General features: G+C 36.4%; 19 protein-coding genes and 1 tRNA gene. 13 read left to right on the forward strand and 7 right to left on the reverse strand.

What is annotated here, in order from left to right:
- Nucleotides 1-34 precede the first annotated feature (34 nt).
- The 3 genes from LUA91_RS08970 to LUA91_RS08980 form a co-directional block, all read right to left on the reverse strand.
- Nucleotides 35-988 carry a nitronate monooxygenase family protein gene (locus tag LUA91_RS08970; RefSeq protein ID WP_231425709.1) on the reverse strand — a complete coding sequence of 318 codons (954 nt, stop codon included), beginning with the start codon at nt 986-988 and terminating at the stop codon, nt 35-37.
- Between the two features lie 3 nt (nt 989-991).
- A complete protein-coding gene (locus tag LUA91_RS08975; protein WP_231425710.1) occupies nt 992-2,158 on the reverse strand; it encodes an amidohydrolase family protein in 1,167 nt (388 codons plus the stop codon).
- A 148-nt stretch (nt 2,159-2,306) separates the two neighbouring features.
- Nucleotides 2,307-2,379: transfer RNA gene (locus tag LUA91_RS08980), tRNA-Thr, on the reverse strand.
- Nucleotides 2,380-2,972: 593 nt separating this feature from the next.
- Here LUA91_RS08980 and LUA91_RS08985 point away from each other — a divergent pair.
- The 3 genes from LUA91_RS08985 to LUA91_RS08995 all read left to right on the forward strand — a co-directional run bounded on the left by LUA91_RS08985 (nt 2,973) and on the right by LUA91_RS08995 (nt 5,119).
- Nucleotides 2,973-3,287, forward strand: a complete 315-nt coding sequence (locus tag LUA91_RS08985) for a hypothetical protein (protein ID WP_231425711.1) — start codon at nt 2,973-2,975, stop codon at nt 3,285-3,287.
- Nucleotides 3,288-3,403: 116 nt separating this feature from the next.
- Entirely contained in the window at nt 3,404-3,718 is a 315-nt protein-coding gene (locus tag LUA91_RS08990) for a hypothetical protein (RefSeq protein WP_116169014.1), read from the forward strand.
- 69 nt (nt 3,719-3,787) lie between these two features.
- Nucleotides 3,788-5,119: a sigma-54 dependent transcriptional regulator gene (locus LUA91_RS08995; RefSeq protein WP_231425712.1), complete on the forward strand. Its 1,332-nt coding sequence runs from the start codon at nt 3,788-3,790 to the stop codon at nt 5,117-5,119.
- A 199-nt stretch (nt 5,120-5,318) separates the two neighbouring features.
- On the opposite strand, the gene LUA91_RS09000 is transcribed toward LUA91_RS08995, so the two are convergent.
- Entirely contained in the window at nt 5,319-7,793 is a 2,475-nt protein-coding gene (locus LUA91_RS09000; protein WP_231425713.1) for an ATP-binding protein, read from the reverse strand.
- 223 nt (nt 7,794-8,016) lie between these two features.
- Here LUA91_RS09000 and LUA91_RS09005 point away from each other — a divergent pair, with 223 nt between their 5' ends.
- The 7 genes from LUA91_RS09005 (at nt 8,017) to LUA91_RS09035 (ending at nt 14,895) form a co-directional block, all read left to right on the forward strand.
- Nucleotides 8,017-8,706 carry a YafY family protein gene (locus LUA91_RS09005; protein ID WP_231425714.1) on the forward strand — a complete coding sequence of 230 codons (690 nt, stop codon included), beginning with the start codon at nt 8,017-8,019 and terminating at the stop codon, nt 8,704-8,706.
- A 60-nt stretch (nt 8,707-8,766) separates the two neighbouring features.
- On the forward strand, nt 8,767-9,717 hold the full coding sequence (locus LUA91_RS09010) for a stage II sporulation protein M (RefSeq protein ID WP_231425715.1): 951 nt from the start codon (nt 8,767-8,769) through the stop codon (nt 9,715-9,717).
- Entirely contained in the window at nt 9,714-10,598 is an 885-nt protein-coding gene (locus LUA91_RS09015) for a hypothetical protein (protein ID WP_231425716.1), read from the forward strand. Before LUA91_RS09010 ends, LUA91_RS09015 begins: the two co-directional genes overlap by 4 nt.
- A 1-nt stretch (nt 10,599) precedes the next feature.
- Nucleotides 10,600-11,331, forward strand: a complete 732-nt coding sequence (locus tag LUA91_RS09020; RefSeq protein ID WP_231425717.1) for a DUF4129 domain-containing protein — start codon at nt 10,600-10,602, stop codon at nt 11,329-11,331.
- A complete protein-coding gene (locus LUA91_RS09025; RefSeq protein WP_231425718.1) occupies nt 11,328-12,518 on the forward strand; it encodes a DUF4350 domain-containing protein in 1,191 nt (396 codons plus the stop codon). The genes LUA91_RS09020 and LUA91_RS09025 overlap by 4 nt, the downstream gene beginning before the upstream one ends.
- On the forward strand, nt 12,499-13,476 hold the full coding sequence (locus LUA91_RS09030; RefSeq protein WP_231425719.1) for a MoxR family ATPase: 978 nt from the start codon (nt 12,499-12,501) through the stop codon (nt 13,474-13,476). The genes LUA91_RS09025 and LUA91_RS09030 overlap by 20 nt, the downstream gene beginning before the upstream one ends.
- Nucleotides 13,477-13,548: 72 nt before the next feature.
- On the forward strand, nt 13,549-14,895 hold the full coding sequence (locus LUA91_RS09035) for a DUF58 domain-containing protein (RefSeq protein ID WP_231425720.1): 1,347 nt from the start codon (nt 13,549-13,551) through the stop codon (nt 14,893-14,895).
- Nucleotides 14,896-14,979: 84 nt separating this feature from the next.
- On the opposite strand, the gene LUA91_RS09040 is transcribed toward LUA91_RS09035, so the two are convergent.
- Nucleotides 14,980-16,038, reverse strand: coding sequence for a nucleoid-associated protein (locus LUA91_RS09040; RefSeq protein ID WP_231425721.1), 1,059 nt, complete (start codon nt 16,036-16,038; stop codon nt 14,980-14,982).
- A gap of 215 nt (nt 16,039-16,253) precedes the next feature.
- Here LUA91_RS09040 and LUA91_RS09045 point away from each other — a divergent pair, with 215 nt between their 5' ends.
- The gene (locus LUA91_RS09045) at nt 16,254-16,655 is read left to right on the forward strand and encodes a hypothetical protein (RefSeq protein ID WP_231425722.1); all 402 of its coding nucleotides are present in this window, start codon (nt 16,254-16,256) and stop codon (nt 16,653-16,655) included.
- On the opposite strand, the gene LUA91_RS09050 is transcribed toward LUA91_RS09045, so the two are convergent.
- A complete protein-coding gene (locus LUA91_RS09050) occupies nt 16,645-17,217 on the reverse strand; it encodes a TlpA disulfide reductase family protein (protein WP_231425723.1) in 573 nt (190 codons plus the stop codon). The genes LUA91_RS09045 and LUA91_RS09050 overlap by 11 nt on opposite strands.
- Nucleotides 17,218-17,242: 25 nt before the next feature.
- A complete protein-coding gene (hutU, locus tag LUA91_RS09055) occupies nt 17,243-18,913 on the reverse strand; it encodes a urocanate hydratase (RefSeq protein ID WP_231425724.1) in 1,671 nt (556 codons plus the stop codon).
- Between the two features lie 63 nt (nt 18,914-18,976).
- Between hutU and LUA91_RS09060 the strand changes: the two genes are divergently transcribed.
- Both LUA91_RS09060 and LUA91_RS09065 read left to right on the forward strand, forming a co-directional pair.
- Complete coding sequence (locus tag LUA91_RS09060) at nt 18,977-19,309, forward strand: hypothetical protein (protein ID WP_231425725.1); 333 nt, start codon at nt 18,977-18,979, stop codon at nt 19,307-19,309.
- A gap of 124 nt (nt 19,310-19,433) precedes the next feature.
- Nucleotides 19,434-21,752, forward strand: a complete 2,319-nt coding sequence (locus LUA91_RS09065) for a TonB-dependent receptor (protein ID WP_231425726.1) — start codon at nt 19,434-19,436, stop codon at nt 21,750-21,752.
- The last annotated feature ends 56 nt before the right edge of the window (nt 21,753-21,808 follow it).

The raw sequence follows: 21,808 nt of genomic DNA on the forward strand, positions 1-21,808 counted from the left end.
TTTTAACGTTGCAAAGTTAATAAACGATTGCGCATTAAACTGTTTCATCATACAAATCCCTGAACGATTTTAATCCCGAAAGATATTCTGCCCAAATATCTTCCAAAATCTGTTTGGCAGGTTTAATTTCATTCAGCATAGCTGATATTTGCCCGATTTCGAGTTCGCCATTATCCATATCGCCTTCAAACATGCCCAACTTTGCTCTGGCTCTACCCAACAATTCCATTAATGTGTTTCGATCAGCGCCTTCTGCTTCTGCCTGTGCAATGGCATCGGCAAATTCATTTTTTAATAACCTCACGGGAACGAGTTTTTTCATGGCGAGTTTGGTGTCGCCCTCTGCTGATGAGATTATTTTATTTTTGAATTCCGGATGTGCAGATGACTCTTCAGCAATGGCAAAAGCCGAACCGATTTGAACAGCATCTGCTCCTAAAGCGAAAGCGGCCAACATCGATTTTCCGCTACCTATTCCACCAGCAGCAATTACGGGAATATTCACTGCAGCTTTAATCATTGGTATTAAACACATGGTGGTGGTTTCCTCGCGACCATTATGTCCGCCAGCTTCAAAGCCTTCAGCAACGATGGCATCTACACCAGCTTCTTGTGCTTTTAGTGCGAACTTTGTATTTGCTATAACATGAACAACTGTAATTCCATTTTCTTTTAAAAGGCTTGTCCAGGTAGCAGGATTGCCTGCCGATGTGAAAACGATTTTTACACCTTCTTCAATTACTACATCAATAATCTCTTGGATGTTTGGATACAATAAAGGAATGTTAATGCCAAATGGTTTTTCTGTTGCAAGTTTGCATTTCTGGATATGCTCCCGCAATACCGCAGGATACATAGAGCCTGCACCGATAATGCCCAAACCGCCTGCGTTTGAAACAGCTGATGCCAGTTTCCAACCGCTGCACCATACCATTCCGGCCTGGATGATTGGGTATTTAATGTTAAATAGATTGCAGATTGGGTTCATACTTTAAATCAATTTAATCACTTTATCGCTTTCAATCACGAAATCATCAGATAATTGAACAAGATTTAATCCTGGTTTTTTTCCGGCCTCTATACTACCGTATTGATTACTTAAGCCTAAAAACCCGGCACCATTAAGCGTTGCCCAAAGCAGAAGTGTTTCAAAAGCAACATTTTTGTACTGTTGTAAAATCTTCATTTCTGATAAAATATTCAGTTGGTGGTTGCTGGCTAAACTATCGGTACCTAAGGTGATTTTAATATTTTCTGATAGAAGTAAATCAACGTTTGGCAAAGTATTTTCGATATATAAGTTAGCCTGCGGACAAAGACACCAATATAAATCTTGATGGTTTTGTTTTGCAAATTCAATATCTGCTTTACTTGAAAAGGTATTATGAACTAAAAGTGTTTTTTGCTTTTTGATATAAGGCAACCAGGTTTGTAATGATGTTTTGTTTGATGGCTCAAAAAAATTAATGTTTAATCCGAGGAATTTATACAGTTCTAAAAAACCTCCAGTTTTGTTTTTAAAGAAATCATTTTCATTGGTAGTTTCCTGGTTATGAACGCTGATAAAAGTTTCTTCTTTTTCTGCCGCTTCGTTTATTAAACCAAAAAGTGCTGGCGAAACCGAATATGGCGCATGTGGAACTACAGAGGCAGGCAATGGTGAGAATTCATTTCTTATTCCTGTTGCATAATCCATTATTGCATTTGCCCTTTCCGGATTAAAACCCATTGCCTCTACAAAAGTGTGGTAATAGATTTTGCTGTTTTGTTTAATATCCTTTGAAGCGATTTGATTGGAAATATCGCCAACGGCAACAATGCCATTTTCGAACATTTTTGCGTCTGCGTTTTGCATCGCAATGTTAACTTGTTCCGCATTGGCTTGCCTGCTTTTAATAATCGTTTGCACAAATTTTACCAAGCCCATATGCTCCGGAATTTGGCCTAACATGTGCGAAAGTTCTAAGTGGCAATGTGTATTAATAAAGCCTGGAACAATTGCGCCTTTATTCTTCTTTACCTCTAAATTAAGATTTTGGGCGGCAGCTGCGGTTAAGATTTCTTTTATTTCGCCATCGTGGTTAACTGCAATTACTCCATTTTTTATTGGCGGAGTGCTTACCGGAAAAATCCAATCGGCAGAAAAATATTTTAACATACAGCGAATTTAGGATTTTTGCTTTACGAATTACTTCAAGTAGATTATATTCTCGATGTGCAATGTATTATAAAGTAAACAGTTTAGGAAGTCGTTTAGATTTTGACCAAAATCTTATATCGTAATTCTACAATCGTCAATTAAAAAGAGCCTCCTATCGGAATCGAACCAATGACCTACTGATTACAAGTCAGTTGCTCTACCAGCTGAGCTAAGGAGGCTTTTTATCGGGCTGCAATTATAGAAAAAAATATTCTTTTGATAAAAAGTTTTTGAAAATTTTGTTGAATGAAGAAATTAACCACCCCTTGCCCCTCCTAAATTAGGAGGGGAGTGGCGAATGCAAGAGAAAAATTTTCTTTGCTTAGTGTTGTGTGAGCAACAAACCAAACGCCTTGAATAGAAGTAATAATCTTAATCGTGAACTATCTAACTCCCCTACTTATTTTCAAGGAGGGGAACGGGGATGGTTCTCATTCTTTTGCAACTACAGCAGTTAAATAAACCCGATATACGCGAAAAGCCACCGATTCTTCTTCGGTGCTTGAAGCATTAGCGGGACAACACATTAAAATTACCACCTGTCCTTGCTTTTCTAATTAAAAGAATCGATTGATGTGCTTCTATTAGTGGGAATCTCTAAAGAATTTGTAGTTAATCCCCCCAATGTGTGGAGAAATTCCTCAACATTTATTTATTGGCACAGCGCTAATTATTTGATAAATAATGTTTTATGTGTTTGTGCCAGCTTTGGCACCATTATGAAACATTAGCAAGTATTGTTACAAACATTAAATTTTAAAAATCATATACTATGAAAAAGTTCATTTTATCAGCTACATTCTTAGCGTTCGCAGGGTTCTCAGCAGTACAAGCAAATGAAATAAATACAATTAAAAATACTGCAATTGTTGCAGTTCAAGATAGCGCAGTAAAGACTCCGGTTAAATTGGAAGAATTACCTGAGCCAGTAACAACCGCTTTAAAATCTGATGCTTACAAAGGTTGGACAGCAACTGAAGCATGGTCGGTTAAAGAAGGTGCGAAAGAGTACTATTTAATAAATGTTAAAAAAGAAGCAGAAACTGGTTCTGTAAAAATCGATAAAGACGGTAAACCAGTTCAATAGTAATTGTCTTTTGTAAAAAGGCATAATTAACCAAAGCGTAGCGTAATGGCTGCGCAAAATTAAATTAGAACCACGAAGCTATTCCGATAGTTTCATACATTTAAATTGAAAACAAGATGAAAAAGTTAATATTATCAGCTGCGTTCTTAGCATTTGCAGGATTCTCAGCAGTACAAGCGAGTGAAGTAAATACAATTAAAAATGCTGCAATTGTTGCAGTTCAAGATAGCGCAGTAAAAACGCCAGTTAAATTAGAAGAGTTACCTGAGCCAGTTACAACAGCATTAAAATCTGATGCTTATAAAGGCTGGACCGCAACCGAAGCTTGGTCGGTTAAGGAAGGAACAAAAGAATATTACCTGATCAATGTTAAAAAAGAAGCAGAAACTGGTTCTGTGAAAATTGACAAAGACGGTAAACCGGTTCAATAAATCCCAAATATTACATCTACCTAGTACAAGAAAGGCCAGACTTTGTCTGGCTTTTCTTATTTTTGTTGTATGGCGAAAATCCTGATTTTAGAAGACGATACAACATTTGCTCAATTACTTGAAGGTTTTTTAACGAAAAACAACCATGAGGTTACGCTCGTAACCCATATCAAACAATCTTTTAAATTTATAGAAAATCAGGTATTCGATTTATTTTTAATTGATTATCGCTTGCCCGATGGAATTGGTTTCGATGTGATTACACATTGCAGAAACCTGGGTTTATTAACTCCCATCGTTATCATGACCAGTTTTAACGATGTTCGTACAGCGGTAAAATCCATGCAAATGGGCGCTTTCGATTACATTACGAAGCCTGTTAATCCTGATGAACTTTTAATGGTGATAAAAAATTCACTTACTAAAAAAGATTCGAAAGAGATTAAAATTGAAGCCACAGATTCTGATTTTATAAAAGGCAAAAGCGCTACCGCTGATAGACTTTACGAACATATCGCCTTAGTTGCACCTACAGATATGTCGGTAATTATTCAGGGCGAAAGCGGAACGGGAAAGGAATTTGCTGCCCGAACGTTGCACCAACAAAGTAAGCGTACTGATAAACCTTTCGTTGCGATTGATTGTGGCGCTCTATCGAAAGATTTAGCTGCAAGCGAATTATTTGGTCATGTAAAAGGTGCTTTTACAGGTGCCTTGAATGATAAAAAAGGGCAATTTGAAACCGCAAATGGTGGTACTTTATTTCTGGATGAAGTTGGAAATCTAAGCTACGAAGTACAAATTAAATTGCTTCGTGCTTTGCAGGAACGTGTTATCCAGCCTTTGGGCAGTACCAAACAAATTGCTGTGGATGTTCGGATCGTTACTGCAACCAACGATGATTTGCTGAACAGCATTTCGGGTGGAGAATTCAGGGAAGATTTATATCACCGGTTAAACGAATTTAAAATTCAGCTACCCGCTTTGAGAGATCGCGGCGGCGATTTAGAATTGTTCATCAATCATTTTATTGGCCTGTCAAATCGTGATTTGGATAGAAATGTGAAAAGCATTTCTGCTGAAGCAAAATCATTATTATTGAATTACGACTGGCCAGGAAACCTGCGTGAATTGAGTAATGTAATTAAGCGAATGGTTTTATTAACACCTGGTGATGTTGCCCAGGTTTCGGCCTTGCCCGATGAAATGATGTTAGCTGTTAATCAGCAAACGTTACCCGGAAGCTCATCCGATTTAAAAGCAGTAAATGAGCAAAATGAAAAAACGCTCATTGCCGAAACTTTGATTAAGGCGAAACATAATAAATCTAAAGCTGCAAAAATGCTCAATATAGACCGGAAAACGCTCTACGCAAAAATGGAGAAGTATGGGATTGAGTAAAGGAGCCTTACCCGATGAAAGTTAGTGGTATTTGTTATTTCAGCGAATCCCTCTCCTTGAAGAGAGGGATTTAGTGGAAGTTGGTTTGAACCCAGATTTCTTTGCGGTTCTTGCAAGATATTTTTAAAATGAGATAAGGGTTTGGCTTTAAATACCCAAACCTTTATCTTCAAGAAGAAGAGATGAAAGGGTGAGGTATTTAATTCTCCCCAATAGGTTCCATCTCTTCCATCACCTTTATCAAAGCATCTAATTTTTTAAGTTGACTTAAGACATCTGTTTTAATTGCCGGTACCAAACCTATATCGGCGATTTCAATTTCCAATGTTCTAAAGCTATGCGCTAAAGTTCTTGATCCCATTTGTGCGGTTCTTCCGGCCAAGCGGTGTACAATTAACCTGCTTTTATCCTGATCATTTTCTAGCAGGTGCTTTTTTAGCGATTCAGTATCTTCAATACAATCATGCTTAAATCTATTCAGGATTTTTTCAAGCATTTGCTGGTCGCCAAAAGTCATTTTTTCAAGAGAAGAAAAATCAAATTCAGGCTGTTCTTCCATTATTTTGGTTTTATCAAATATCGAAAGCAAATCAACGGCTCGGAACGGTTTCATAATTAATCCATCAAAACCTTCGCATAACACCATTTCTCTTTCTTCGGGTAAAACTTGAGCGGTAATGGCATAAAATCTTACGGTTTCTGGCAATTTTTTCTTTAAAATATGACATAGTTCTATACCTGTCATCTCTGGTAAGCGCATATCTACCAAAACATATTTTAAATCGTTAGGTGGGTCTGCATGCAAAATATCGGCTACATGATTAAATCTTTCAAATGGGATATGATTTTTTTCAAAAATCAGCCCGCATAGATCGAGTATAAGGTGATCATCATCAATAATCCATACCGTACCAGGGTTTACTATAGCATAGTGTTCCAAATCCACATTGATAGTTCTTTCAGTAGTTTCCTGATAAGTTAGATAAATATTAAAAGTTGTGCCAACTCCGGGTTTACTTTTTACATGGATTCTGCCGCCTTGAGCCTCGATCAGTGATTTTACAATTGGCAATCCAAGTCCTGTGCCGGTTTGATTTAATATGTACTGTTCTGGAGATTCAATCTGCTCAAATTCGTTAAAAATTCTGTCGATGTCTTTTTCTTTGAAGCCAATGCCGGTATCTGTTATAGTAAAATGAAAATGTAGATTATCAAATTGTTTTTTGCAGGATATTTGAAGATTTATCTCACCCTTTAATGTAAATTTTACAGCATTTCCGAGTAAGTTAAAAAGGATTTGCTTTAGTCTGAATGCATCACCTTTTACAAATTCTACCTCTCCTAAATTTAAGTTTGTAATTAATTTAAGTGATTTCTTTTCTGCCAAAGGGCGAACCACTGAAGTTACCTCATCAAGAATCTGTTTAACATTAAATGTCTGGTTGTTAAAGCTAAATTCACCAGAGATAATTCGGTTATAATCAAGTACTTCGTTTACAATTTGAAGCAGATGAATTGACGATTGATAAATGGCATCTATATCTTTTTTCTTTGGATGATCTTCCTGAGAAATCAATTCAGCATAACCTAAAATAGATTGTAAAGGGGTTCTAATTTCATGGCTCATATTGGATAGAAAACGCTGCTTTGCTTTTCCATGATATTCAGCTTCATCTTTAGCTAATTCCAATTCTTTTCTATACCTGTTACTTTTTGTAATATCAGTTAAAATTAAATAAAGCAGGATAACGGTAAGTAGAAAAAATATGATGATGATCACTGTTATTTGTGTAATTCCATCGTTTACTACCTCTTTAGCCTGGATTCCGTTTAAATCGATTTGTGCTACCGCTTGCCCTTCTACCTCCCTTAAAATTTGAAGCATTTGATTGGTTAAAGCGTTACTGGCTGTTGATAATTCGGCTTCACGCTTTAGAAATTTCTGACTTTTCTGGCGTTGTTCCTGCTCAATGTTTTTAAGAGACCCCGTCATGCTTTTCATAATACTATCTTCCGCTTTCGCGTTTAATGTATCACGTCGAACCTTAAATTCTTCATTGATGATTTTATAAACATCAGATTTTTTTTTGCCAAAAAGTTTACTCAAAAAACCTCTAGATTTTTCTTCCTCTTCGGGTGCAACAGTAGTGGTAGATGTAGTGGTTTCGGTGGTTAAAACGGCGCTATCGGTTTGCAATGCTCTTGATGCCACAAGTTCATTCAGTTTTTGCACTTCGTTTGAAAACGATTTGGTATTTACCAAAGTTTCGCGAACCTGTAAATAGGAAAGGAATTGTTTATCGCGTTGCGTAAGTAGATTTTTAATGGATTTTATTCGAGCCAATTGGGCTGAATCATTAACATACAGTTTACGCAATGAATCTAAGCTGGATCTTAATTTTCTTGATTCCCGAAGGAAATTATAATTGCCTTGTTTGTTAAAAGCTTCATCTCGCTGTAACTGATCAAGCCTTGCAATTTTATGCGATAAATCATTTACGATTCTCAACCGATCATTCGGAGCAGAAATTTCTTCAACGGTATTCAGCATCCGGGTAAAAGCAAACTTGCTGATACCCCAAGCTAAAAGCAACGCAAAACAGGCAAACAAGAACCCAATGATGACTTTACTTTTAATTGCCCTGAAGAAACGTTTCTGTATTACGGCTGCCATTAATTTTATTTCAATTTTATGTTAATTCTTTAACGAAATTTCCGCTGAAAAGACATAACAACTAAGTAATACAATTAACATACCAATGAAGTTTTTAAATTTATACATAGTAAAGGTTGTGAAGTGGAATTATTTCATTTTACACTGCATGCAGCATTAATAATTATCCATGTGCATCCTTTTTATCTGCGGTTAATTTTTTAATTTTAGCAAAGCCAAAACAATGAACCGCATCGATCGTCTTTTCGGGATTTTAACTTTACTTCAATCGAGGAAATACATCACTGCCGATAAAATTTCAGAGCGGTTTGGCATCAGTACCCGTACGGTTTACCGCGATGTAAAAGCTTTGCAAGAGCAGGGAATTCCTGTGGGTTTCGAACAGCCAAAAGGCTATTTCCTGGTTCAGGGTTACTTTTTGCCCCCAGTTTCTTTTAATATGGATGAAGCCAATGCCTTGCTTTTGGTAGAAAGTTTGGTGAATGGTTTTGCCGACAATTCCATCCGTATGCATTATTCTGCTGCGCTTACAAAAGTGAAGGCAGTTTTGAAAAATAGTCAGAAAGAGAAATTAGAAATGATGAATGCGCACATCAAACTGCAGGTTCCGGAGCGGATGAAATTCAATTATGAATACCTTTCGCTTATTCAAACGGCTATTTCCGAAAAACGAATGGTTGCACTGAACTATACCAATATAAAAGAGGAAACGAGTAAGAGAGAAGTGGAGCCTATTGGCTTGATTTTTTACGCCTTTAGTTGGCATTTAATTGCCTGGTGTCATGTTAGAAACCAATATCGCGATTTTAGCTTAACCCGGATTGTTTGTTTGCATATCCTCGATAAGCCATTCTGTAAAACCAACCACATGCCTTTAAACGATTATATGAGCATGCTACCGGTTAATTATTAATCCTTTTTTATATCCATAAAAATTTAACTATTTTAAGCCACTATTTGGTAACGCCTTTACATGAGAGAAGCTTTATTTGTTAAACAAAATTCGGAAAAGTGGCAGCATTACGACAGTATGCAGCAGGCAAATCCCGACGATGTTGCAAATCAGTTTATCGAAATCACCAATGATCTGGCTTATGCCAAAACTTTTTATCCAAATTCGAAAACTACAGCCTACCTAAATGGCCTGGCCTCCAAACTGCATCAATCGGTTTATAAAAACAAAAAAGAAAAGTCAAACCGTTTTATCCATTTCTGGAAAACAGAACTTCCTGTTTTATTTTTTGAGCACAAGAAGCAAATTTATTATGCACTAATTTTCTTTTTAGTATCCTGTGCAATTGGTGCATTATCTGCAAAGTACGATGATACATTTGTGCGATTGATTATGGGCGATGAGTATGTGAACATGACCAACGAAAACATAGCTAAAGGCGACCCGTTTGGTGTTTATAAACAATCAAATGAGTTTTTGATGTTCACACAAATCGGATTAAACAATATTTATGTAGCCTTATATACTTTCGTGTTGGGCATCATATTTTCCTTCGGATCAATTGTTTCGCTATTTAGAAACGGAGTAATGTTGGGCTCTTTTCAATATTTCTTTTTTAGTAAAGGTTTGGGTTTGCAATCCGTTTTAGTGATCTGGATTCATGGAACTTTAGAAATTTCGGCCATTGTTTTAGCTGGGGCAGCAGGTTTGGTATTGGGTAACAGTTTTTTATTTCCTAAAACATACACCCGAATGGAATCGGTAATTAAAGGAGCAAAAGATGGTTTAAAAATTGTTTTGGGTTTGGTGCCTATATTCATTGTTGCAGCTTTTTTCGAAAGTTTTGTTACTCGCCATACTGAAATGCCCATATATTTAAGCGTATTTATCTTGGCAATATCTGCCGCATTTATCATTTGGTATGTATTTATTTATCCCGTAAAAATTATTAAGAAGCTTAGTTTGAAATGATAGGAAAAATTGAATTTAAAAAACGTAGAGATTTCGGGCAGGTGATCAACGATACATTCACGTTTATGCGCCAAAATTTTAAACCCTTGCTAAAAACCTATTTCACTTTTTGCGGATTGTTCGTTTTGGCCAGCATGTCGTCTATGCTTGTTTATCAATATAAAATGGTAAATATTATCAATACTGTGGGCAATGGCAGAAGCTCCAGAGGTTTGGGTTTAGGAAACATTTATGGGCTTGAATACTTTTTATCACTGCTTTTTTCATTAGCAACTTATGCCAGTATGACGGTTGCCATTTTATCATTCATTGCGTTGTATGTTCAAAAAGGAAACCAGGCACCTAGCACAGAAGAAGTTTGGGGGTATTTTAAATATTATTTCTTTCGGATTTTCGGGAGTTCTATCGTTTTGATTCTAATGGTTTTTGTCGGACTTGTTTTTTGCTTGGTTCCGGGCCTTTATTTATTTCCATTTGTAGCCATGATGTTTCCAATTATGGTTATCGAAAATGGAACTTTAGGATATTCTTTTAGCAGAAGTTTTCAAATGATTAAGGATAATTTCTGGGTAACTTTTGGAACTTTAATTATCGTTTGGATTATTGTATACGCCTGTATGAGCATGGTTGTTTTGCCTACAACTCTGTTCAGTATGATTGGTATGTTTACTAGTAAAAACCCTCAAATGTCTTTGTCTTTAAGTATGGCGACAACGGTTTTGCAATCGCTTTGCCAGGTTTTCACCATCATTCCGATTATTACCATCTCACTTTCTTATTTCAGCTTGTTGGAGCAAAAAGAAAATACAGGGCTAATGGAGCGCATTACGAACTTCGGCAGCACAGAAAAACCAATTGATACGCGACCAGAAGAATATTAAAATGCCGAAAGCCCTTATCAAATATTTTCTTTCGTTTTTACTGTTTTTCTTAGCAACCAATTGTGATGCACAAATTGTTGTTAAGCCTAAGCAGGCAAAACCTGTTATGCAAATAGACAGCAGTAAAATTACACCTGCAAAATTTGATAAGGAAGCCATTAGCAATTACAAAGACCAAAAAGAATTTCAATACGACGAACTTCAGGTTGGGCAACTTTCTCTTTGGGATAGATTTTGGATGTGGTTTTGGAATATGGTTGGCAGGTTATTTTCTGGCGCTGCATCAAATCCTGTTTCCCGATATTTTTTTATTGGCTTAGGTATCGCTTTGCTATTGTACGTTATATTTAAAGCCATTGGTGCCGAGAATATTTTCAGCAAAAAATCGAAAGAAACCATTTTACCTTATGATGTTATTACCGAAAACATCCATGAAATAGATTTTGATCAGGAATTGCAAAGGCTAATAAACGAGAAAAAATACCGATTGGCCGTACGCTTACTTTATTTAAAGGCATTAAAAAAACTAAGCGATGCCGAAATTATTCAATGGCAACCTGATAAAACGAATTACAATTACCTTATGGAAATTAGTAAGCCCGAAATAAAGGCTGATTTTAGTAAGCTTACCCATCAGTTTGATTATATCTGGTACGGCGATTTTCCTGTGGATGAGCATAAATTTGAGCCAATAAACCAATCATTTAACCAGTTTAACAACCAAATTAAATGAAAGGCTACAAAATTTATTTTAGCATTGGTGTGATATTTATTTTGGTTTATCTGGTGGCCCAATACAATAAACCAACGCCAACCAATTGGGCGCCAACATATTTGTCAACAGATAAAATCCCTTACGGAACTTTTATTATAAGAGATCGAATTCGGGATATTCTGCCAAAGGCAAAAATACAGGAATCAAAAAGACCGGTGTACAATACTTTAAAAAATCAAACATTTAATAATGCCACATACTTTTTAGTCGCTCAGAAAATAGATATTTCTAAAACTGATTTCGATCAGATGAAAAAATTTATGCAAGCGGGCAATTCGGTATTTATTGCCAGTTACGATTTCGGAAAACTTGAAAAAGAATTGAAGATTCAAACTTCGACAATTATGTCGGCAGATCGGCCTTCATTAAATTTTACCAACCCAAATCTAAAGACTGATGCTAATTACGGTTTCGAAAGAGGGATAGGAACACAGTTTTTTAGTAAAATTGATTATAAAAAAAGTATTGTCCTGGGAATAAATAATAATCAGCAGCCCAATTTTATCAAAATTAATTTTGGCAAAGGTTCGCTTTACTTAATATCAGAGCCAGGTTTTTACACCAACTTTAATATGTTGGATAGATATGGTGCAGAGTACGCAGCAAAAACTTTAAGTTATTTTCAGGCAAGTAATCAAATCATTTTCGATGATTATTTTTCGGCACAAAAGAATGAAACAACAGATATTTTACGGGTATTTTTTAAACATCCAGAACTTAAGTGGGCATATTATCTAGCCATTTTTAGTTTAATTATGTTTGTGCTTTATGAAATTAAACGCCGCCAGCGGATTATCCCAATCGCCGATCCGCTAAAAAATTCATCGGTAGAATATGCGCATGTTGTTGGAAGCGTTTATTATCACGAAAGAAATAACGTAGATATTGCTAAAAAGAAAATCAATTATTTTTTAGAATATTTACGAAGTAGGTATTACATGAAAACGAATGAAATTGGTGCCGACTTTGCCACTTTGTTAATGGAAAAAACGGGCATTAACGAGCCTTCAGCAAAAACACTTACCCGATATTTTTTACAAATACCAACAATGAGTACTTTGAGTGATCATGAACTCATCAATTTAAATCAAAGCATAGAATTTTTTCATCAAAATACGCAAAGCCATGGAGCAGGAACAATTTAACCAACGTACAGATTTAAGCGCTTTAAACGAAGCGGTAGCGCAAATTAGAAATGTACTTGGAAATATTATCGTCGGACAAAAGCAGGTCATCGATTTTTTAATTGTTGGCTTACTTGCTGATGGGCACATCCTGATTGAAGGCGTTCCGGGGGTGGCCAAAACGTTAAGTGCTAAATTGTTGGCCAAATCAATTGATGCCCAATTTTCGAGGGTTCAGTTTACGCCAGATTTAATGCCTTCGGATGTTTTGGGAACGCCAATTTTTAATACCAAAACCGGAGATTTTGAGTTTAGAAAAGGTCCAATTTTTGGCAACATTATTTTGGTTGATGAAATTAACCGGGCGCCGGCCAAAGCTCAATCTGCCTTGTTTGAGGTAATGGAAGAACGCCAGGTAACCATTGATGGACAAACCTATATTATGGATGAACCTTTTATGGTTTTGGCTACCCAGAACCCAATTGAACAGGAAGGTACTTATCGTTTGCCAGAAGCACAGCTTGATCGATTTTTATTCAAAATTGAAGTCAAATATCCATCATTAGAGGAAGAGACAGAAATTTTAATGGCACAACATTCTCTGGTTAATAAAACGTTGGCGAGTGATGTTAAACCTGTTTTATCGGTGCAGCAAATTCAGGCGGCAAGGGCTGTAATAAGAAGCCTTTTTGTAGAGCCAAAGCTTTTAGAATTTATTGCCAAAATTGTGAATGAAACCCGAAATAATTCATCACTTTATCTGGGTGCTTCGCCCAGAGCATCATTGGCTATTGTTCATAGTGCAAAAGCATTGGCAGCGATTCAAAATCGCGATTTTGTAACCCCTGAAGATATTATTACTGTGGCCGTTCCTGTTTTAGCGCACCGTATTTTACTCTCACCAGAAAAAGAAATGGAAGGATTAACAACTAGCGATATCGTTCATCAAATTATCAAGAAAATAGAAGTTCCGAGATAGATAGTTACTAATTTAATTGACAGATTACAACTGATCAATTAAAAAATTCAAACCATTAACCCAAAAACAACATTGAAAAAACTCTTTCAGCAATATTACATCAATCTTTTTCTTAACGATCGTTTATTTGCGGCTTTGGGTTTTTGCGTGATGCTCTTTTTGCTTAAATTTTTCTTTGCCTGGCTGGGCGATGTCCCCGAAATTGTTACTGGAGTATTGCTTATATTAATTTTGGTCGATGTTTTTATACTTTATAGAATTGAGCAAGGAATAGAAGCACAGAGGTTTACTTCGAAACGATTGAGCAATGGTGATGAAAACCCTATCCAGATTGAAATCAGAAATCGCTATGGTTTTAAGGTAAAGGCAAGGGTAATTGATGAAGTTCCTTTTCAGTTTCAATTGCGGGATAAAGATTTTAAGCTAAACCTGAAACCTGCAGATATAAAATCGATCCATTACAACTTGAGGCCTACAAAACGTGGAGAATATGAATTTGGATTTATTAGGACTTACATCAGTTCACCGTTGGGATTAGTTAGTCGCCGGTATAATTTCGATGGTGCAAAAGTGCTACCCGTTTATCCCTCGTTTATCAATCTCGGTCAGTACGAATTGATGGCAGTTTCGCGTCATTTAACAGAATTAGGCATCAAAAAAATCCGAAAGGTTGGCAACAGTGCCGAATTTAATCAAATTAAAAACTATGTTGGAGGTGATGATATTCGAACCATCAATTGGAAGGCTACTGCGAGAAAAGGTGGTTTGATGGTAAATACCTATACCGACGAACGCTCACAAAATATTTATTGTGTTATCGATAAATCGAGGGTAATGCGAATGCCTTTTGAAGGTTTAAGTTTGCTCGATTATGCCATTAATGCAACAGTTGCACTTTCAAAAGTGGCTATGCTTAAAGAAGATAAAGCAGGCTTAATTACAATCTCCGAGCAAGTTGGGTCTATTGTTCCAGCCGATCGAAAATCTGCCCAGCTTGGAAATATTATGAATGTGCTTTACAAAGAGAAAACCAGGTATTTGGAAAGCAACCTGGAAGCTTTGTATAGCAGTGTTCGGGCAGTGATAAAACAACGTGGCTTGTTGGTGTTTTTTACTAATTTTGAAAGTCTTTCGGCTTTGCAAAGGCAATTGCCTTACCTCAAAAAGTTATCGAAATATCATTTACTTGTGGTGGTATTCTTTGAAAATACCGAATTAAAATCGTTAAGTACCGATCCTGCGAAAGATGTAGAAGGAATTTATCATAAAACCATTGCCGAAAAGTTCATTTACGAGAAAAAACTAATGGTTAAGGAATTGAGTAAACATGGGATTTTGTCTATCCTAACGCCGCCTCAAAAGTTAACCATTAATGTGATTAACAGATATTTAGCACTTAAAGCACAACAGCGGATTTGATTGGTTTTTTGGTTGGTTAGTTTTTAGTTGTTTGGTTAAGCGTCAAATTGTTTAACTGGTTAATCGTTAATTGAAAACTTAAACCTATTCTTCCTCCCTAAAATACACTTTATAAAAGTTCATCGATTTATCATCATCATAACCTTTTTCAATCATGTCTTTATTGCCATGAATGTAGATATGGAAATTCTTATCCAACTTTAAAACGCTTTTGTACGCTCTGGCCTGCTTTTTTACTGCCGATTCTGCAATTTCAAAGTTATCTGCTATCGGGCTCTCGTACTCTTCTTCGTAATTCTTTTTATAGTTCTTAAAAGATTCAATTCCCTCGGCATTGCCAATTACTTCATTTCCAAATTCTTCAATATCGAAGGTTTCTTTCTCCTTAAAATATTTCATCGAACGGTTCAAAAGATCAATTTTATCAGCCTTGCTAATCTCGTAATCATCATCCAGTTTCTGGGTTACAAAATTTTTGTAAACGCCTAAAACGTTGTTTGTTTGGTTGTAACTATCATTTCTGATTTTCAATTTCAAAAACTCATCTTTCCAATAAACTGCCGATTCGTTGCTGCTTTTTGCCTGATCCAAAACCACTACTTTGTAGCCTTCAGTTTGGTCGGTATTAAAAATCAAACAACCTTTATCCAGCTTATTAATGCTAATGGCATCTTGCTCATAGCTCATGTTAAAGCCATCATCTTTAGGAAAAACCTTTAAATACGTATCTTTCGTTTCAGATTTAAAAATGCCGATTACATCCATTTGCTCGCCCTCGATCTGAACCTTTTCAAAATAAGCCACGTACAACTCCCCCGATTTTATTTTCGGATGGTTCGCTACATCGTATAAATATTTGGCCAGTTGCTGCGAATCTTCATGAAACAGTTCGGTATTCTCGAAAATTTCATGTGCAAAATGATAAACCTCATTTAAATTTAGATTATCGTTGGGATGAAAAAATCGATAAACTTCATTCACTTTCTCAAAAGGTTTTAAAAAGTATTGCATTAACAAATTACTCAAAACCTCATCATCGATATGCAATGGAGCATCAGATAGTTTATAATATTCCTCTACCAGTTTATTGCCCGTGTGGTGTATAGAAAGTTGTTTTAAGTTAGCCTCGAAAAATGAAATCATGGCGGCAAAAGTAATTAAATATTTAGCGATGTATAGTTAAATATATCTTTTGAAAAGCAAATGTTGGCATCAATAGCTTAAATCAGTCCTGCTGTTTGCTATAGCTCCGATAGAAAAATCGGAGGCTGCCGCGTCCATCAGGTTTATTAACTTCAGATTGTGCAACTATGAAAAACCATACAAATTGCATAACTTAAAACATCAAAACCCTACGAATGAAAACTTTCTTCACTTTTATATTTATCATTTTTTGTGCGCATTCTTTTGCTCAAAAAGCATTTGAGTTTGAATATTATTATGGCAAAACAAAAAATTTCGAGATCAAATTATCGCTGGCAAGTAGCTACATCTTAGGAAGTGAAATTTTTAAAACAGATCTTTTGACCAATAAAAAAATTAAATATCTTCCCCGAGAAATTCAAGATAAAAACACACAAAAGTTGGTGTTTTTGCCAGATGTTAAGGATACAACCGTTCGAAAAAGAAAGCGAGATCACATTATCCTATACAAAATGAAAGATGATTTTGATGTTTTGCCTGATCAGATCAATGGCGCTTATGGTTTTGATTTAAAAACTTCTGGTTTCAAGCTCTACAAGCAAAAACCTACTCGCTAGCCTTTAGTTTGTTTAAAAAATCTACAATCTTTTTATCTGCATAATTGGCAATTCCTTCATGCCTAAATGATAATCTTCCCTGCTTATCAAAAATTACGGTTGTAGGTAAAGCACCTGAAAAAACCTGATCTGGAATGCTACTCGTTACCTTAAACACTGGCATTTCATATTTTCGGTTGGTCATAAATTTTACCGACTTCTCTAAATCGCCATCGGCATCGGCAAAAATGAAAACTACATTTTTATCATCTTTAAATTGAGCATGTAATTTATTGATAGAAGGCATTTCAGCTCTACATGGTGGGCACCAGGTTGCCCAAAAATTCAGGAAAATCACTTTACCTTTTAAATCTCCCAAATCAATAGTATTCCCTTTTGCATCCTGAAACTTAATTCCTCTTAAATCCATTGCTGTTTTGGTGTGCTGATTAATAGAAGGCGAATAAAGACCAATCTCCATCAAACCACGAATTAACAGGGCTTTGGCATCAGGTACAAAAACAATAACTAAAAGCAGCGCAATGAAAAAACTGTTGACTATATTTTTCTTGATGAATTTCATTTTAAATTTTATGCTTTGGCGTCGTCTAATCCTTCAATCCCAACCTAAATTTTCTTGCCGTATCTTTTGCAATATCATATCCAGCATCTGCATGGCGGATTACTCCTAATGCCGGATCGTTGTGCAAAACTCTTTTCAGTCGGGCTTCGGCTTCCGGAGTTCCATCGGCAACAATCACCATACCTGCGTGGATGGAGTAACCAATGCCAACACCGCCACCATGATGTAATGACACCCAGCTTGCGCCACCAGCGGTATTCATTAGCGCATTTAAAACCGGCCAATCGGCAACGGCATCAGAACCATCCAGCATTGCCTCGGTTTCTCTGTTAGGCGAAGCTACCGAGCCTGTATCCAAATGATCGCGGCCAATTACAATTGGTGCTTTTACCTTGCCTTCGGCAACCAACTTATTAAATGCCAGTCCTGCTTTTTCACGTTCTCCCTGGCCCAACCAGCATATGCGGGCTGGCAAACCCTGGAAAGCGATTCGCTCTTGCGCCATTTTTATCCAACGGTGCAGGCTTTTATTTTCAGGGAACAATTCTAATATCAGTTTATCAGTTTCAAAAATATCCTGTGGATCGCCACTTAAAGCAGCCCATCTAAATGGTCCTTTGCCTTCACAAAATAACGGACGAATATATGCTGGCACAAATCCTGGAAAATCAAAGGCATTTTCTACGGCAACCTCTAATGCCCTGCCCCGTAAATTGTTTCCATAATCAAAAGTGATTGCACCTCGTTTTTGTAATTCCAGCATCTGTTTTACATGCTTCGCCATGGTTGCGTACGATTGTTCAACATATTCTTCTGGATTGCTTTTTCTTAAATCTGCAGCTTCGTTTACTGTTAAACCTTCGGGGAAATAACCAATCAGTGGATCATGTGCCGATGTTTGATCAGTTAAAGTATCGGGAGTAATATTTCGATCGATTAATCGCTGCAATAATTCAACGGCATTGCAAACCACACCAATAGATATCGCCTTATTTTCTTTTTTATATATTAAAGCTTTGTCAATGGCTTCATCAATTTTGTAACTTATTTCATCAATATATCGGGTTTCCAAACGTTTTTGAATACGCCATTCTTCTACTTCAGCAGCCAGGCAAACGCCTTCATTCATGGTTATGGCCAAAGGTTGTGCGCCACCCATTCCACCTAAACCTGCGGTAACATTCAGTTTGCCTTTTAAACTTGCACCAAAATGCTTCTTCGCAAGGGCAGAATAAGTTTCGTAAGTACCTTGTACAATGCCTTGTGAACCAATGTAAATCCACGAACCAGCCGTCATTTGGCCATACATCATCAAACCTTTGTCTTCCAGTTCATCAAAATGCTTTTGTGTTGCCCATTTTGGAACCAGTTGCGAATTTGAAATTAAAACTCTAGGAGCATCAGCATGGGTAGGGAATATGGCTACTGGCTTTCCCGATTGGATGAGAAGCGTTTCATCATTTTCTAAATCCCTCAAAGCTTTGATGATTAGGCTTAAAGATTCCTTGTTTCGGGCTGCCTTTCCTCTTCCACCATAAACAATCAAATCTTCGGGCCGTTCGGCAACTTCAGGATCGAGATTATTTAAAAGCATGCGTAAAGCTGCTTCCTGAATCCATCCTTTACAAGTTAATTCGATTCCATTTGGGGTTTGTTTTTGGCTTAAGTTTAAACCATTGGTTAGATTTTGGCTCATAGATAAAAGCAATGTTACTTTCCAAAGATATAGAATTGAACAACATTTGCTACTTTTGGCACATTGAAAAAGCATAAGCAAAACATAAGGAAGTATTTATCTGCATTTATGCTGATTGTTTTTGCTATTGCCCTAACACCTTGGAGTGTTTTACATCACCATCAGGAAGTTCCTATTCCACAAAAGGAAATTAATTGCCATCATGTTACGCATGTTCAATCGCATGGCGATACCTGTTTAATCTGTAATGCAAGTTTTGAAAAAGATTACGTTCAAACGCATCACATTTACAGGATATTTCTTTCAGCAAAACTTTTAAGTTCTATACAGCCAATTTTAAAAAGCTCGTATATAGCGCTAATCAGTGCTGATTTACGCGGTCCTCCGGTTGCTTAATCTTTCATAAAATCTTAAATCCATCTAACGGATTAATCAATTTATTATTCGTCGAAAAACTAGATGAAGTTCAATATGAACTTTGCTTTAGTGTTTTGACCCATCTCATTTTATATAAAAAAATATGAAAAGATTACAGCTTATAGGCTTAGTAATTCTATGTGCATTAATAGGTAATACTGCCTTCGCAACTGCTTTAAAAGATATTAAAGGTAAAGTTACCGATGCTGGCACTAACCAAACTTTGCCTGGTGCAACCATCTATATTCCTGATTTAAAAGTTACTGCTATTACCAATAATGATGGGGAATTTACTTTAAACAACTTACCCAATAAAGGGAGTTATTTAGTAGAAGTGCATTACATTGGTTATAAAACAGCTACTAAAATTGTAAACTTTGCCAATGCGCCAACTTTGGAATTTGCCCTGCAGCCAACAGCAATTGAAACAAAGGAAATTGTAATTACTGGTAGCATCATCAGCAGTACAAGCAAACGAAATAGCGCTTCATCTGCTGTGGTGGGTAAAGATCAGCTTTTGGCTCCTTCAACCAATTTAATTGATGCTTTAACAAGAGTTCCCGGCGTTTCGCAAATAACCACCGGACCATCAATTTCAAAACCGGTTATTCGCGGTTTAGGTTATAATCGCATTGTAACTTTAGATGATGGAATTAAACAACAAGGGCAACAATGGGGCGATGAACATGGAATTGAAATCGATCAGTTTAAATCAGATCGTATCGAGGTTTTACGTGGCGCCGCATCTTTAATGTATGGCTCTGATGCATTGGGTGGTGTAATTAATATTTTAGAACCAAGCACCGCTCCAGAAGGACAGGTTAAAGGTGAATTCATTACCAATTATTCAACAAATAACGGTTTAACTGCCAACTCATTAATGCTCAATGGCAATGAAAATGGTTTTGTTTGGAGAGCCCGTGGAACATATAAAAATGCTTATTCATTTAAAACACCAACTGGTTATTTCCCAAACTCTGGTTTCAATGAAACAGATTTAAGTGGGATGGTTGGTTTAAACAAAAGCTGGGGTTATACGCATTTAAATATTTCGAGTTTCCGCAACAACATTGGCTTTTATGAGCCTGCGCTGGACGATAACGGAAATTTTGTTAATGAAAATGGTGACGCGTTTATCAATCAGGATTTTAAAAACCGTGATTTGGATTTTCCTCGTCAGGATATTCGCCATTTTAAAATTGCTTTAAATAACAACTTTATCTTAGGTAATGGCAATTTAAAAGCTGATTTCGGTTATCAACAAAACCAGCGTCGCGAATTAGAGGAAAGTATAGAACCAGCATTATTTTTTGATCTTAAAACTTACACCGCCGATCTAAAATATTACCTACATGAAACCAATGGATGGCAACCGGTTTTTGGCTTAAGTGCTGATGCCGGAAAAAGTTTAAACAAAGCTGATGATGAGTTTCTGATTCCTAACTATAACACGTATGGAATTGGTGTTTTTGCTTTTGCGAAGAAGAATTGGGAAAACAATACTTTTAGCGTAGGTGCCCGATACGATTTTCGTAAAAATAATGGAAAACAATTATTTAAAGATGGCGAAGAAATTTTTGCGCCTTTCCAGAATAAATTTTCGAATGTGAGTGGTGCTTTAGGATTTACACATCAGTTTAACGAAGAATGGAATTTTAAAGCAAATGCAGGTTCTGCATTTCGGGCTCCAAATCCAGCTGAATTGGCTTCGAATGGTGTGCATGAAGGAACTTTCCGGTATGAAATTGGAAATGCAGAATTAAGTCCGGAACGTAGTTACCAGGTTGATGCTGCTTTAGAGTATGAAGGGAAAATTGTAAGCGCCAGTGCGAGCATCTACAATAATTATGTTCATAATTTCATTTATGCATCGAACAATGGCGAAATTATAAACGCTGAAGGCGATGATTATCCGGTTTATCGTTACGGCCAGGTAAATGCAAACCTTTATGGTGCAGAAGCTACATTAACTATTCATCCAGTTCCATTTATTCACTTTGAAAATACTTTTGGATATGTTCATGCACAAAATACTTCGTTAAATAAACCGTTGGCTTTCATTCCTGCCGGAACTTTACGTAACGAATTGCGTTTCGAACCAAAAATTAAGGGAACTAATGATGCATATTTATCGGTAGGAATTAATTCAGCATTTAAGCAAACTCGTGTTGATGATGTTTTTGAAACACCTACAAGTGGATATACATTGCTTAATGCAGGTTTGGGAGCCACATTTAACTTAGGCAAACAGCCTGTTAAGTTATCTGTTTCAGCAAATAATGTGTTAAACCAGAAATACTACGATGCTTTGAGTCGTTACAAACCTGGGCGTTTAGATTATGAAAATCCGAACTTTGGAATTTATAATGTAGGCAGAAATATCACTTTTGGTTTGTATGTACCTTTTAGTTTAGTGAAATAAGCTAAAATATAATAGATTTAAAATAGCCGCAGATTGTTTATGCTAATCTGCGGCTA

This window comes from Pedobacter sp. Leaf250 (assembly GCF_920984735.1).
Classification (GTDB): Bacteria; Bacteroidota; Bacteroidia; order Sphingobacteriales; family Sphingobacteriaceae; genus Pedobacter.